Source organism: Myroides injenensis M09-0166 (assembly GCF_000246945.1).
GTDB lineage: Bacteria > Bacteroidota > Bacteroidia > Flavobacteriales > Flavobacteriaceae > Flavobacterium > Flavobacterium injenense.
In genome coordinates this window covers 1-13,741 of record NZ_BAEX01000026.1, presented here as the reverse complement: position 1 = coordinate 13,741, position 13,741 = coordinate 1, and the positions used below count along the sequence as shown (strand labels likewise).

The 13,741-nt window shown below is 34.5% G+C and carries 24 protein-coding genes; all 24 read right to left on the bottom strand.

What is annotated here, in order from left to right; all coding sequences use genetic code 11:
* Positions 1-16: 16 nt before the first annotated feature.
* The 24 genes from rplO to rpsL all read right to left on the bottom strand — a co-directional run bounded on the left by rplO (position 17) and on the right by rpsL (position 12,272).
* On the bottom strand, positions 17-469 hold the full coding sequence (gene rplO, locus RH98_RS06065; protein WP_010251746.1) for a 50S ribosomal protein L15: 453 nt from the start codon (positions 467-469) through the stop codon (positions 17-19).
* 11 nt (positions 470-480) lie between these two features.
* Positions 481-663 (bottom strand): 50S ribosomal protein L30, encoded by a 183-nt coding sequence (gene rpmD, locus RH98_RS06060; RefSeq protein ID WP_010251742.1) that lies wholly within the window; start codon positions 661-663, stop codon positions 481-483.
* Positions 664-675: 12 nt separating this feature from the next.
* Complete coding sequence (gene rpsE / locus RH98_RS06055) at positions 676-1,200, bottom strand: 30S ribosomal protein S5 (protein WP_010251738.1); 525 nt, start codon at positions 1,198-1,200, stop codon at positions 676-678.
* A 6-nt stretch (positions 1,201-1,206) separates the two neighbouring features.
* Positions 1,207-1,557, bottom strand: a complete 351-nt coding sequence (gene rplR / locus RH98_RS06050) for a 50S ribosomal protein L18 (RefSeq protein WP_010251734.1) — start codon at positions 1,555-1,557, stop codon at positions 1,207-1,209.
* A gap of 11 nt (positions 1,558-1,568) precedes the next feature.
* Positions 1,569-2,111 carry a 50S ribosomal protein L6 gene (gene rplF / locus RH98_RS06045; RefSeq protein ID WP_010251731.1) on the bottom strand — a complete coding sequence of 181 codons (543 nt, stop codon included), beginning with the start codon at positions 2,109-2,111 and terminating at the stop codon, positions 1,569-1,571.
* A gap of 17 nt (positions 2,112-2,128) precedes the next feature.
* A complete protein-coding gene (gene rpsH / locus RH98_RS06040) occupies positions 2,129-2,527 on the bottom strand; it encodes a 30S ribosomal protein S8 (protein ID WP_010251728.1) in 399 nt (132 codons plus the stop codon).
* A gap of 22 nt (positions 2,528-2,549) precedes the next feature.
* Positions 2,550-2,819 (bottom strand): 30S ribosomal protein S14, encoded by a 270-nt coding sequence (gene rpsN, locus RH98_RS06035; RefSeq protein ID WP_010251725.1) that lies wholly within the window; start codon positions 2,817-2,819, stop codon positions 2,550-2,552.
* Positions 2,820-2,821: 2 nt separating this feature from the next.
* Positions 2,822-3,373, bottom strand: coding sequence for a 50S ribosomal protein L5 (rplE, locus tag RH98_RS06030; RefSeq protein ID WP_010251722.1), 552 nt, complete (start codon positions 3,371-3,373; stop codon positions 2,822-2,824).
* Positions 3,374-3,375: 2 nt separating this feature from the next.
* Positions 3,376-3,690 carry a 50S ribosomal protein L24 gene (gene rplX / locus RH98_RS06025; RefSeq protein WP_010251719.1) on the bottom strand — a complete coding sequence of 105 codons (315 nt, stop codon included), beginning with the start codon at positions 3,688-3,690 and terminating at the stop codon, positions 3,376-3,378.
* Between the two features lie 12 nt (positions 3,691-3,702).
* Positions 3,703-4,071, bottom strand: a complete 369-nt coding sequence (gene rplN, locus RH98_RS06020) for a 50S ribosomal protein L14 (RefSeq protein ID WP_010251718.1) — start codon at positions 4,069-4,071, stop codon at positions 3,703-3,705.
* A gap of 2 nt (positions 4,072-4,073) precedes the next feature.
* Entirely contained in the window at positions 4,074-4,331 is a 258-nt protein-coding gene (gene rpsQ, locus RH98_RS06015; RefSeq protein WP_010251717.1) for a 30S ribosomal protein S17, read from the bottom strand.
* A gap of 17 nt (positions 4,332-4,348) precedes the next feature.
* Complete coding sequence (rpmC, locus tag RH98_RS06010) at positions 4,349-4,540, bottom strand: 50S ribosomal protein L29 (RefSeq protein ID WP_010251716.1); 192 nt, start codon at positions 4,538-4,540, stop codon at positions 4,349-4,351.
* Between the two features lie 12 nt (positions 4,541-4,552).
* Positions 4,553-4,972: a 50S ribosomal protein L16 gene (gene rplP / locus RH98_RS06005; RefSeq protein ID WP_010251715.1), complete on the bottom strand. Its 420-nt coding sequence runs from the start codon at positions 4,970-4,972 to the stop codon at positions 4,553-4,555.
* A gap of 17 nt (positions 4,973-4,989) precedes the next feature.
* Positions 4,990-5,706: a 30S ribosomal protein S3 gene (gene rpsC, locus RH98_RS06000; RefSeq protein ID WP_010251714.1), complete on the bottom strand. Its 717-nt coding sequence runs from the start codon at positions 5,704-5,706 to the stop codon at positions 4,990-4,992.
* Positions 5,707-5,714: 8 nt separating this feature from the next.
* Complete coding sequence (gene rplV / locus RH98_RS05995; RefSeq protein ID WP_010251713.1) at positions 5,715-6,125, bottom strand: 50S ribosomal protein L22; 411 nt, start codon at positions 6,123-6,125, stop codon at positions 5,715-5,717.
* Positions 6,126-6,134: 9 nt separating this feature from the next.
* Entirely contained in the window at positions 6,135-6,413 is a 279-nt protein-coding gene (rpsS, locus tag RH98_RS05990; protein WP_010251711.1) for a 30S ribosomal protein S19, read from the bottom strand.
* A gap of 11 nt (positions 6,414-6,424) precedes the next feature.
* Complete coding sequence (gene rplB, locus RH98_RS05985) at positions 6,425-7,249, bottom strand: 50S ribosomal protein L2 (RefSeq protein WP_010251709.1); 825 nt, start codon at positions 7,247-7,249, stop codon at positions 6,425-6,427.
* A 6-nt stretch (positions 7,250-7,255) separates the two neighbouring features.
* Positions 7,256-7,546 carry a 50S ribosomal protein L23 gene (rplW, locus tag RH98_RS05980; RefSeq protein ID WP_010251707.1) on the bottom strand — a complete coding sequence of 97 codons (291 nt, stop codon included), beginning with the start codon at positions 7,544-7,546 and terminating at the stop codon, positions 7,256-7,258.
* Positions 7,547-7,553: 7 nt separating this feature from the next.
* Positions 7,554-8,183 carry a 50S ribosomal protein L4 gene (rplD, locus tag RH98_RS05975; RefSeq protein WP_010251705.1) on the bottom strand — a complete coding sequence of 210 codons (630 nt, stop codon included), beginning with the start codon at positions 8,181-8,183 and terminating at the stop codon, positions 7,554-7,556.
* Positions 8,183-8,800, bottom strand: a complete 618-nt coding sequence (rplC, locus tag RH98_RS05970) for a 50S ribosomal protein L3 (protein WP_010251702.1) — start codon at positions 8,798-8,800, stop codon at positions 8,183-8,185. The genes rplD and rplC overlap by 1 nt, the downstream gene beginning before the upstream one ends.
* A gap of 114 nt (positions 8,801-8,914) precedes the next feature.
* A complete protein-coding gene (gene rpsJ / locus RH98_RS05965) occupies positions 8,915-9,220 on the bottom strand; it encodes a 30S ribosomal protein S10 (protein WP_010251699.1) in 306 nt (101 codons plus the stop codon).
* A 12-nt stretch (positions 9,221-9,232) separates the two neighbouring features.
* On the bottom strand, positions 9,233-11,368 hold the full coding sequence (fusA, locus tag RH98_RS05960) for an elongation factor G (protein WP_010251696.1): 2,136 nt from the start codon (positions 11,366-11,368) through the stop codon (positions 9,233-9,235).
* A 21-nt stretch (positions 11,369-11,389) separates the two neighbouring features.
* Positions 11,390-11,866 (bottom strand): 30S ribosomal protein S7, encoded by a 477-nt coding sequence (rpsG, locus tag RH98_RS05955; protein ID WP_010251694.1) that lies wholly within the window; start codon positions 11,864-11,866, stop codon positions 11,390-11,392.
* 25 nt (positions 11,867-11,891) lie between these two features.
* Entirely contained in the window at positions 11,892-12,272 is a 381-nt protein-coding gene (rpsL, locus tag RH98_RS05950; protein WP_002987523.1) for a 30S ribosomal protein S12, read from the bottom strand.
* Positions 12,273-13,741 lie beyond the last annotated feature (1,469 nt).

Below are 13,741 nucleotides of genomic sequence, written 5' to 3'. Positions count from 1 at the left end.
CTTGTTTACTAAGATTTTATAACGTTACAATTTCTCCTCCAGCAGCTTCGATAGCAGCTTTTGCAGTTGCTGAAAACTTGTGAGCAGAAACTTTTAATTTCGCCTTAAGTTCACCACGCCCTAAAACCTTTACTAAACTATTTTTAGAAGTTAGACCTAATTCCACTAAAAGAGCAAAATCGATAGTATCAGTGACAACACCATTATCAACAAGAGACTGTAAAGTATCTAAATTGATTGCATCATACTCAACTCTATTAATGTTCTTGAAACCAAACTTAGGTACACGTCTTTGAAGTGGCATTTGCCCTCCTTCAAATCCGATCTTCTTAGAATATCCTGAACGTGATTTAGCTCCCTTATGTCCTTTTGTAGAAGTTCCTCCTTTTCCAGAACCTTCACCACGACCAACACGTTTGTTTTGGTTGTGTACTGAACCGTTTGCTGGTTGTAAATTACTTAAATTCATTCTTTACAAAATTATTTAATTTCTTCTACAGAAACTAAGTGTTGAACTTTATTTACCATTCCTAAGATAGCACTTGTAGCATCATGTTCTACAACTTGACCAATCTTACGAAGTCCTAAAGCCTCTAATGTTCTCTTTTGTGAAAGAGGACAGTTAATTTGGCTTCTTACTTGTTTTACTTTTATCTTTGACATAATTCCCTCAAATTAACCTTTAAATACTTTTTCTAAAGAAATTCCTCTTTGTTTTGCAACTGTAGAAGCACTTCTTAAACGTAATAAAGCATCAAAAGTAGCTTTAACCACATTATGTGGGTTTGAAGAACCTTGTGATTTAGATAATAAATCTGTAATACCTACAGCTTCCACAACAGCTCTCACAGAACCTCCAGCGATAACTCCAGTACCTAATGATGCAGGCATCAATACAACTCTTGCTCCACTAAATTTACCTTTTTGTTCGTGAGGGATAGTGTGTCCATTCAAAGGAATTCTAACTAAGTTTTTCTTTGCATCTTCTACTGCTTTCGCAATTGCTTCAGAAACATCTTTTGATTTACCTAAACCATGACCCACTACACCGTTCTCGTCACCTACAACAACTACAGCAGAGAATCCAAAAGCACGCCCCCCTTTAGTTACTTTAGTTACACGATTAACACTAACCAAACGGTCTTTTAAATCAAGACCACTTGGTTTTACAAATTCTACGTTTTTATAATTTTGATACATAACTAATTAGAATTTTAATCCAGCTTCTCTAGCGCCTTCAGCTAATGATTTCACACGTCCATGGTATAAATAACCATTTCTGTCGAAAGATACATTTTCTACTCCAGCTTTTAAAGCTTTCTCTGCAATTAGTTTTCCAACCGATGCAGCAGTTTCAATATTGGTTCCTCTTGTTATCCCAGCTTCTCTTGAAGATGCTGAAGCTAGAGTTACTCCATTCTCGTCATCTATGATTTGAGCATAGATTTCTTTATTACTTCTGAATACAGATAATCTTGGTTGAGCAGCAGTACCGCTAACGATTTTTCTGATTCTGAATTTTATACGTTGTCTTCTTTCAGATTTTGTTAATGACATAGTCTTAATTTTTAAGCTGATTTACCTGCTTTTCTTCTTAACTCTTCACCCACAAACTTAATTCCTTTTCCTTTGTAAGGTTCAGGTTTACGGAATGAACGGATCTTAGCTGCAACCTGACCAACTAATTGTTTGTCAAATGAAGTTAATTTAATAATTGGATTTTTCCCTTTTTCAGAAATAGTTTCGATAGAAACTTCTGGAGCAATATTCATAACGATATTGTGAGAAAACCCTAAAGCTAAATCTAATTTTTGTCCTTGGTTTGAAGCTCTATAACCTACCCCAACCAATTCTAAAGCTATTGTAAATCCTTCAGAAACTCCTGTAATCATATTGTTGATTAAACTACGGTAAAGACCGTGTTTAGATCTTTCATCTTTTAAATCTGATGAACGCTCAACGATTACTTGATTATCTTCAACTTTAATACTAACTGTATCAAATTTCTGAGTAAGCTCTCCTAATTTACCTTTAACAACAATCTCTCCATCTTTAACGTCAACCGTTACTCCTGCAGGAATTGTTACTGGACTTTTTCCTATTCTTGACATCTCTTAGTCTTTTTAAATTAGTATACGTAACAAACTACCTCTCCACCAACATTAAGTTGTTTCGCTTGTTTTCCAGTCATCAATCCTTTTGATGTTGAAACGATAGCGATTCCTAAACCATTTAAGATTCTAGGAAGATCTGATGCAGATGCGTATTTACGCAAACCTGGTTTACTAATTCTTTGGATATCTCTAATTACAGACTCTTTAGTGTCTTTATCATATTTTAAAGCTATTTTGATTGTTCCTTGAACTGAACTATCATCAAATTTATAGCTTAAGATATATCCTTGATCGAATAAAATTTTCGTGATTTCTTTTTTGAAGTTAGAAGCTGGGATCTCAACCACTTTGTGGTTAGCACGTACAGCGTTTCTAATTCTTGTAAGGAAATCTGCTATTGGATCTGTATACATTGTTTTTACCTTTAAATCTTAATTACCAACTTGCCTTTTTAACTCCAGGTATCAATCCTTGGTTAGCCATCTCACGGAAAGTAACACGAGAGATACCGAATTGACGCATATACCCTCTTGGTCTACCTGTCAATTTACATCTGTTATGTAAACGAACTGGAGAAGCATTTTTAGGTAATTTTTGTAACCCTTCGTAGTCTCCTGCTTCTAAAAGAGCTTTTCTTTTAGCAGCATATTTATCCACTAATGCTTGTCTTTTTACCTCACGGGCTTTCATTGATTCTTTAGCCATACTTAATTCTTTTTAAAAGGTAATCCTAATTCAGCAAGTAAAGATTTCGCTTCTTTATCTGTTTCTGCAGATGTTACGAAAGTGATATCAAAACCAGCGATTTTGTTTACTTTATCAATATTGATTTCAGGGAAAATAATTTGCTCAGTAATACCTAAATTATAATTTCCTCTTCCATCAAATCCGTCAGATTTAATTCCTGAGAAATCTCTAACTCGTGGTAAAGCTGAAGTAACTAAGCGGTCTAAAAATTCATACATTCTTTCACCACGTAATGTTACTTTCGCCCCGATTGGCATACCTTTTCTTAATTTAAAGGTTGCAACGTCTTTTTTAGAAATTGTAGGAACAGCTTTTTGTCCTGTAATTTTAGTTAATTCCTCTACAGCGTAATCAACTAATTTTTTATCAGATACAGCAGCACCTACACCACGGCTAACAACGATTTTCTCAAGTTTTGGAACTTGCATAACGTTTTTGTAACCAAATTCCTCAGTAAGAGCAGAAATAACTCTGCTTTTATACTCTTCTTTAAGTCTTGGTATATAAGCCATAACTATAATACTTCTTTTGATTTTTTAGAAACTCTCACTTTTTTTCCATTTTCTTCTACGTAAGCAACTTTAGTTACTTCATTCGTTTTAGGATCTACGATCGCTAAATTCGAAATATGGATAGGAGCTTCTCTTTTAACAATTCCACCTTGAGGGTTTGTAGCACTAGGCTTAACATGTTTTGAAATGATGTTAACCCCTTCAACAATAGCCTTGTTTTTTTCACGTAATACACGTACTACTTTACCTTCAGATCCTTTGTGACCTCCAGCAATAACACGTACTGTATCTCCTGTTTTTATCTTTAGCTTAATCATCTTTTGAAAGAATTATAACACCTCTGGTGCTAATGATACAATTTTCATGAATTGTTTTTCACGAAGTTCTCTCGCTACTGGACCAAAAACACGAGTACCTCTCATCTCACCTGCAGCATTCAACAATACACATGCGTTATCGTCAAATCTGATATAAGATCCATCGGCTCTTCTCACTTCTTTTTTGGTACGTACAACAACTGCAGTTGATACCGCTCCTTTTTTAACGCTTCCGTTTGGAGTTGCATCTTTAATTGAAACTACAATTTTATCACCTACAGAGGCATAACGACGTTTCGTTCCTCCTAATACACGGATAGTCAAAACTTCTTTTGCTCCCGTATTATCTGCTACTTTAAGTCTAGATTCCTGTTGTACCATAATTATTTCGCTCTTTCAATGATTTCAACTAATCTCCAACATTTAGATTTAGATAATGGACGTGTCTCCATAATTCTAACTGTATCTCCGATGTTGCAGTCATTTGTTTCGTCGTGTGCAACATATTTCTTTGTTTTCAACACGAACTTTCCATATAATGGGTGTTTTACTTTTTTTACTTCAGCTACAACAATAGATTTCTCCATTTTGTTACTAGTAACAACACCTATTCTCTCTTTTCTTAATTTTCTATTTTCCATCTTTCAGCAGAATACAATTATTGTAACTCTCTTTTGCTTAATTCTGTCTTAACTCTTGCGATACTTCTTCTTACATTTTTAATTTGTAGAGGATTCTCTATTGGAGAGATTGCATGAGTTGACTTTAAGTTTTCGTATGTAGTAGTCAACGTTGTAAGTTGATCTTGTAATTCAGCTACAGATAGATTTACTATTTCTGATTGTTTCATGATAAATTCTTATTATGCTTCGAAATCTCTAGCAATTACAAATTTAGTTTTAACTGGAAGTTTTTGAGCAGCAAGACGCAAAGCTTCTTTAGCTACTGAAATTGGCACTCCACCAACTTCGAACATAATTCTTCCTGGTTTAACCACAGCAACCCAGTATTCTACTGCACCTTTACCTTTACCCATACGTACTTCAAGAGGTTTTTTAGTAATAGGCTTATCTGGGAAAATCTTGATCCACAATTGTCCTTCACGTTTCATAAAACGAGTAGCTGCAATACGAGCTGCCTCAATTTGACGAGAAGTAATAAAAGCAGAGTCTAAAGATTTAATTCCAAACATTCCATTTGAAAGTTCATGCCCTCTTTGAGAAATCCCTTTCATTTTACCTTTCTGTACCTTACGGTATTTTGTTCTTTTAGGCTGTAACATTTTTCTTTAGTTTAAAATTACTTTCTTTTGCGTTGGTTAGTTTTACCTTTAGATCCTGATGGTTTAGATTGTTTTTTATCCATTCCAACTAACGGAGAAAGATCTCTTTTACCGTAAACTTCACCTTTCATGATCCACACTTTAATTCCCATTCTACCATAAGTAGTGTGAGCTTCTGCAAGTGCATAATCAATATCAGCTCTGAAAGTTGATAAAGGAATACGACCATCTTTGAAAGTTTCCGAACGTGCCATTTCAGCACCATTCAAACGACCTGAAATCATAACCTTAATTCCTTCCGCATTCATTCTCATAGCAGCTGCGATAGCCATACGGATTGCTCTACGGTAAGAAATTCTGTTCTCGATTTGACGAGCAATACTTGCAGCCACAAGATATGCGTCTAACTCAGGACGTTTAATTTCAAAGATATTGATTTGAACTTCCTTATCAGTAATCTTTTTCAATTCCTCTTTTAACTTGTCTACCTCTTGTCCACCTTTTCCGATAATAATACCAGGTCTAGCAGTAGTGATAGTAACGGTTACAAGTTTCAAAGTTCTCTCAATGATTACTTTCGATACACTAGCTTTTGATAAACGAGCATGGATATACTTTCTGATTTTGTGATCTTCAGCGATTTTGTCACCGTAGTCGTTTCCACCATACCAGTTTGAGTCCCATCCTCTAATAATACCAAGGCGATTCCCGATTGGATTAGTTTTTTGTCCCATACTGCTTATTAATTGCTTTGTGTGTTATTATTAGTTCCTAAAACGATTGTTACGTGATTAGAACGTTTTCTTATTCTGTGTGCTCTTCCTTGAGGTGCAGGACGAAGTCTTTTTAACATCATTCCTCCATCTACTCTTATTTCTTTAACAATAAGACCAGCTTCTTCAATATTAGCTTCGCTGTTCTTTGCTTGCCAGTTTGCAATTGCAGATAAAAGTAATTTCTCTAATTTACGAGAAGCTTCTTTTGAACTGAATCTTAATATATTTAGAGCTTTTTCTACTTTCTGTCCTCTTACTAAATCCGCTACTAAGCGCATTTTTCTAGGAGAAGTAGGGCAATTGTTTAGCTTAGCAAAAGCAACTTGCTTGTTAGCTTCTTTTATTTGCTCAGCTCTCTCTCTTTTACGAACTCCCATAGCTTCTTATTATTTTTTACCTTTATTCTTTGCACCCGCATGACCTCTAAAAGATCTTGTTGGTGAAAATTCCCCTAATTTATGTCCTACCATATTCTCTGTAACATATACAGGAACAAATTGACGACCATTATGTACTGCGATAGTTTGTCCAACGAAATCTGGAGTAATCATTGAAGCTCTTGACCAAGTTTTGATAACAGCTTTATTTCCTCCTTCAATATTAGATTGAACTTTTTTCTCTAATTTATAGTGAACATAAGGTCCTTTTTTTAACGAACGTGCCATGTCTTAATCTTTTATTTCTTTCTACGTTCAACGATATACTTATTACTCGCCTTAACTTTAGAACGAGTTCTGTACCCTTTAGCAGGCAACCCTTTTCTTGAACGTGGATGTCCTCCTGAAGAACGACCTTCTCCACCTCCCATTGGGTGATCTACTGGGTTCATTGCTACTGCTCTAGTTCTAGGTCTTCTTCCTAACCATCTTGATCTACCAGCTTTACCAGAAACGATTAATTGGTGATCGTGATTAGAAACAGCTCCGATAGTTGCCATACATTCTAACAAAATCAAACGAACTTCTCCTGAAGGCATTTTGATTGTAGCGTATTTACCATCTCTTGCAACTAACTGTGCGAAAGTACCAGCTGAACGAGCAATTACAGCTCCTTGACCAGGACGTAATTCGATACAAGAAATAACAGTTCCTAAAGGAATTTTACTTAAAGGCATTGCATTACCAACTTCTGGTGATGCTTCAGGTCCTGAAACTACAGTTTGACCTACTTTCATACCGCTTTGAGCTACAACATAAGCTTTAGCCCCATCAACGTAAGCAATCAAAGCAATGAATGCTGTACGATTTGGATCGTATTCAATTGATTTAACAGTAGCTGGAACTCCAACTTTTGTTCTTTTGAAATCGATTACACGGTATCTTTGTTTATGACCACCACCCATGTAGCGCATGGTCATTTTTCCTTGACTATTTCTACCTCCAGATTTTTTTTTCGGTGCTAGTAAACTACGCTCCGGCTTATCAGTTGTTATAGCGTCAAAACTATTTACAACTCTAAAACGCTGACCTGGGGTAATAGGTTTTAATTTTCTAACTGACATTATTTATTAGATATTTGAATAAAAGTCTATACTCTCTCCTTCTTTCAATTGAACTACTGCTTTTTTATAAGCATTAGTTTTAGCGTTGATCATACCACTTTTAGTGAACTTAACAGAACGCTCAGCTCCATAGTTCATAGTGTTAACACTAACAACAGTAACTCCATAAGCTGCTTCCACAGCTTTTTTGATCTCAATTTTGTTAGCTTTTCTATCTACTACAAATCCAAAACGACCTAAAGACTCGCTGTCTTTAGTTATTTTTTCTGTAATTATAGGCTTAATTAAAACACTCATCTTCCTATTATTTGCTTAAATTTTCAACAATTCCTGCTACAGATCCTTCAGTTAACACTAAACTTCCCGCATTTAAAATAGCGTAAGTGCTTAATTCTGAGTTATTTACAACAGAAGACTTCTCTAAATTGCGTGATGACAAATATACATTATTATTTGATTCACCCAACACAAATAGAGATTTTTTATTTTCTAACCCTAAAGCACTCAAAACTTTGATAAATTCTTTTGTACTTGGAGTTTCAAAATTAAAGTTTTCAACTACGATTAAATTTGATTCTTTAGCTTTAATAGAGAATGCAGATTTTCTCGCTAATCGTTTTAAACTTTTATTCAATTTGAAAGAATAGTTTCTTGGTCTTGGTCCGAAAACTCTACCCCCTCCTCTGAAAACTGGTGACTTGATGCTTCCCGCTCTAGCCGTTCCTGTTCCTTTTTGCTTTTTAATCTTGCGAGTACTTCCAGAAATCTCAGCTCTTTCTTTTGCTTTATGAGTTCCTTGTCTTTGATTTGCTAAATATTGTTTAACATCAAGATATACTGCGTGATTATTTGGCTCTATACCGAATACTGAATCTAAAAGTTCAACTTTTCTTCCAGTATCTTTTCCTGTGATATCTAAAACTTTTACTTCCATTACTTCTGAACGATTACATAAGAGTTTTTGTGTCCTGGGATTGCTCCTTTTACCACAAGTAGATTTTTATCAGCAACTACTTTTAAAACTCTAAGGTTTTGTACTGTTACATTTACTCCTCCAGTTCTTCCTGCCATACGCATTCCTTTGAATACTCTAGAAGGATAAGAAGAAGCTCCTACAGATCCCGGTGCTCTTAAACGATTTTTTTGACCGTGAGTAACTTGTCCTACTCCACCAAATCCATGACGTTTAACAACCCCTTGAAATCCTTTTCCTTTAGACACACCTTGTACATCTACAAATTCTCCTTCGTTGAATAAATCCACAGTGATAACATCACCTAGTTTATACTCACCTTCAAACTCCTTAATTTCAACGACTTTTCTTTTAGCAGATGTTCCCGCTTTCTTAAAGTGACCTAGCTCAGCTTTAGTTGCGTGTTTATCTGTCTTGTCATCGAAACCAAGTTGTAACGCTTCATACCCGTCAACCTCATTGGTTCTGACTTGGGTAACGACACATGGTCCAAGTTCGATTACTGTACAAGGAAGGTTTTTCCCGTTTTCATCGAAAATACTTGTCATGCCGATTTTTTTACCAATTAACCCAGACATAAATATTTAATTATTAATTTATAAAATTTATCTTTTCAATTTAAAAGAACTAAGTATTAAGAAAAGCTCTTAATACTTAGTTTGTATTATATGATTCTTAAAGAATTAAAATTATCACACTTTAATTTCAACTTCTACTCCACTTGGTAACTCTAATTTCATTAAAGCATCAATAGTTTTAGAAGAAGAAGAATAAATATCTAATAATCTCTTGTAAGAACTTAATTCAAATTGCTCTCTTGCTTTTTTGTTCACGTGTGGAGAACGCAAAACAGTAAAGATTTTTTTATTAGTAGGTAAAGGAATAGGTCCTGTAACTACTGCTCCTGTACTTTTTACAGTTTTTACGATTTTCTCTGCTGATTTATCAACCAACATATGATCGTAAGATTTTAATTTTATTCTGATTTTTTGACTCATTTTTCTCTTAGATTAAGCGTTTCCTTTAGCTTTTGCAATAACAGCTTCTGAAATATTAGAAGGTGTTTCAGCATAATGTGAGAACTCCATTGTTGATGTAGCTCTACCTGATGACAATGTTCTTAATGTAGTAACATAACCAAACATTTCTGATAATGGAACAGAAGCTTTAACAACTTTTGAACCTGCTCTATCATCCATACTGTTGATTTGACCACGACGACGGTTTAAGTCACCAACGATATCACCCATATTTTCTTCAGGAGTCAACACCTCTAACTTCATGATTGGCTCAAGGATAACAGCACCTGCAGCTTTAGCAGATTCTTTATATCCCATTTTAGCAGCTAATTCGAATGATAATGCATCAGAGTCAACCGCGTGATAAGAACCATCTTTTAAAGTAACTTTCATAGAATCCATTTCGAATCCAGCTAAAGGCCCTTGTTTCATTGCCTCTCTAAATCCTTTCTCTACAGAAGGGATATATTCTTTAGGAACGTTACCACCTTTAACCTCATTAACAAATTGTAATCCTACGAATGGTTTTCCATCAACGTCATCAGCTGGAGAAATTTCGAATACAATATCAGCGAATTTACCACGACCTCCAGATTGTTTTTTATAAACTTCTCTATGTTGAGCACCACGTGTTAAAGACTCTTTATATTCTACTTGAGGTTCACCTTGATTAACTTCCACTTTAAACTCACGTTTCATACGGTCAATTAATACATCTAAGTGAAGCTCACCCATTCCAGAAATAACTGTTTGCCCAGAAGCTTGATCAGTTTTAACTGTAAATGTTGGATCCTCTTCTGCTAATTTAGCTAAAGCAGTACCCATTTTATCCATATCCGCTTTTGTTTTTGGCTCAATAGCGATACCAATAACTGGATCTGGGAAAATCATACTTTCTAAAACGATAGGGTTTTTCTCATCACATAGAGTATCCCCTGTTTTAATATCTTTAAATCCTACAGCTGCACCAATATCACCAGCTTCAATATATTCTACTGGATTTTGTTTGTTAGCATGCATCTGATAGATACGAGAAATACGCTCTTTATTTCCTGAACGAGTATTCAATACATAAGAACCTGCGTCTAAGTGACCAGAATAAGCTCTAAAGAAAGCTAAACGTCCTACGAATGGGTCAGTAGCAATTTTAAATGCTAAAGCAGCAAATGGCTCACTAACTGATGGTTTACGTAAGATTGGCTCTTCAGTATCAGGATCAGTTCCTTCGATAGCTTCCTTATCCATTGGAGAAGGTAAATAACGACAAACTGCATCCAACATAAATTGAACTCCTTTATTTTTAAATGAAGAACCACAAGTCATTGGAATGATACTCATATCTAAAGTAGCTGCACGTAATGCAACGTGAATTTCATCCTCAGTGATTGAGTTTTCATCTTCCATATATTTTTCAAGAAGATTCTCATCATAAGCAGCAATCTCTTCAATCAATTGACCTCTATATTGTTTTACATCATCCAACATATCTGCTGGGATATCAACAACGTCAAATGTAGAACCATGATTCTCATCATGCCAAACGATTGCGCGGTTTTTAACTAAATCAACGATACCTCTAAAATCTGCTTCATCACCAATAGGTAAAACGATTGGCACTGCATTCGATTTCAACATATCTTTAACTTGTTGACAAACTGCTAAGAAGTTAGCTCCTTGACGGTCCATTTTATTAACGAACCCCATACGTGGAACTTTATAATTATCAGCTAATCTCCAGTTAGTTTCAGATTGAGGCTCAACACCATCAACTGCACTAAATAAGAATACCAATCCATCTAGTACACGTAAAGAACGGTTTACCTCTACAGTAAAGTCAACGTGTCCTGGAGTATCAATGATATTAAAGTGATATTCATTAGATTCAGGTAACTTAGCTCCTTGATTTGTTGGGAAACTCCAAGTACATGTAGTAGCTGCCGATGTAATAGTAATACCTCTTTCAGCCTCTTGCTCCATCCAGTCCATAGTAGAAGAACCTTCGTGAGTTTCTCCCATTTTGTGGTTTTTACCTGTATAGAACAAAATACGCTCTGTAGTTGTTGTTTTACCAGCATCGATGTGAGCAGCGATACCAATGTTTCTTGTATATTTTAAATCTCTTGCCATTGTATATAGTTTCTGTATGGATTAAAATCTAAAGTGAGAGAATGCTTTATTAGCTTCAGCCATCTTATGAGTATCCATTCTCTTTTTAACAGCAGCTCCTTCTTCTTTAGCAGCAGCTAAGATTTCAGATGCTAATTTAGCAGCCATTGATTTCTCATTTCTTTTTCTCGCATACAAAATCATCCATTTCATCGCCATAGAAATTTTTCTATCTGGACGAATTTGCATAGGGATTTGGAATGTTGCACCACCTACACGACGAGAGCGAACTTCTACGTGAGGCATAACGTTAGTTAACGCATCTTTCCACACGTCTAATGAAGTTTTTTCTTCATCTTGTTTTTTCTCTTCTACAATTTCTAAAGCATCATAGAATACTTTAAACGCCGTAGACTTTTTACCATCCCACATTAAGTTGTTAACAAAACGCGTAACTAATTGATCATTAAATTTCGGATCTGGTAAAAGAGGTCTCTTTTTAGCCTGTCTTTTTCTCATGTCTTTTTCTTAAACGTTTAAACGATTATTTTTTGTCTTTAGGACGTTTTGCTCCGTATTTAGATCTTCTTTGTGTTCTACCGTTTACTCCAGCAGTATCCAAAGCTCCACGTACAATGTGGTATCTAACACCTGGCAAATCTTTCACCCTTCCACCTCTAACTAATACTATCGAGTGCTCTTGTAAATTGTGTCCTTCTCCTGGGATGTAAGCGTTTACTTCATTACCATTTGTCAAACGTACCCTTGCAACTTTACGCATTGCAGAGTTAGGTTTTTTTGGTGTAGTAGTATAAACACGCGTACAAACACCTCTTCTTTGAGGACAAGAATCCAAAGCAACCGATTTACTCTTCTTAGTTAATTGGGTTCTCCCTGTTCTTACTAATTGTTGAATTGTTGGCATAATGTTTATTAAAAATTTCTACAATATATTTTCCCGCACTATATACGGGGTTGCAAATGTATAAACTTTTTTTAATTATTCAAAAGTCAAATTACTTATTTTCAATCATATTAAACTTTTTTTTTCATTACAAAATCAAAAGTCTCATAAATAAGAATAATTAGCTTCAATAACTTTTAATATTTCTAATTAGTTTTTACAATTACCTTAGAACTACCCCAAAGGAAATTTAACAACAGTCACATTGCACCTAAAAAATAAAATTCATTCAAAAGAGCAGGTTCTTAACAAAGCTACTATTTGTCAAAAACCATATATTATTGCCTAAAATAACACTACCCTTTCTTATAGATTTACTAAATAGTACTGCAACAAATAACAGAAATAGAGAATACAGGACATTTAAACAAAAAAATCCTTAAGCCATTTCTACCAAAATAAACTATTTACTCCTATATATTAAAGTCATCTTGACTTTTTAGCTTTCTGAAACTTCTTTTATTCTATCACGTCAAAAGCCATAAAATTCTACGCTATCCAACTAGATAATGTGACATCAAATCTATTGATTAAAGAGCGAAAGCTATCTAACTAAGCATTTGTTCTTGCAATTAAATACCTTTCTAAGTTTCTGTAATTCAAAAGCAGTGTCAGCAATAATAAAACAATTCTGATAAGGGTATTTCAGCATTAATAATGCCTTCAAACTAGATTTTTATATCAAATAGATCCTTTATATATCTATTGGCTATGAGGTTTTCTTCAAACACTCTAACTATCTGAGCAAAATAAAAAAACACTTCACTTTTTTTTAACCCTGAAAAACATATCTACTTAAATTACAACACATTAACACAAAAACAATATATTGAGCTAAAAATGGGATACTTGCTAAAGCTAGTATTCATAAGGACTCAAGCTAAATCCTTCAACACTTCTTCAACACTTCCCCATGATTGCTCCATATAGAGGGCCATTTGTTGAAGGAATCTTGAAGGAATCTTGAAGAACTGTTGACGCAGTATTGAAAAAGTCATATCCTCTACAGTATTAAAGGCATATATGGAATACTTGATTTCATCAATCATTTTATGCACTTCCATTTAAAAAAGACCTCTGAATAATTAAATGAGTAATTTTTTAAAATTTTAAAAATAAAACTGCTGTCATGAATTGGATAAGCGATATTAAAATGAAGACATCAGGGGTTTTTAGCTTTATGAAACTTCTTTATCTCAAACTATTTTTATAAGCTACTGTTACTTAAAACGGTGGGATTTTTACTTTAAACCTCCTTGTGGAAGTAATAAATGTAGGGCTATATATAATTCTATACTGGCATGGTGGAGTACTTGTACAGGCATCATAGGTTTTGTTTATTTAACAACGCAAATTTTCATCCTCCCTTTTTTATTTTACAAAAGTCAAGACGACCTCATTATTATATGTATTGACTAAAACAAAATATA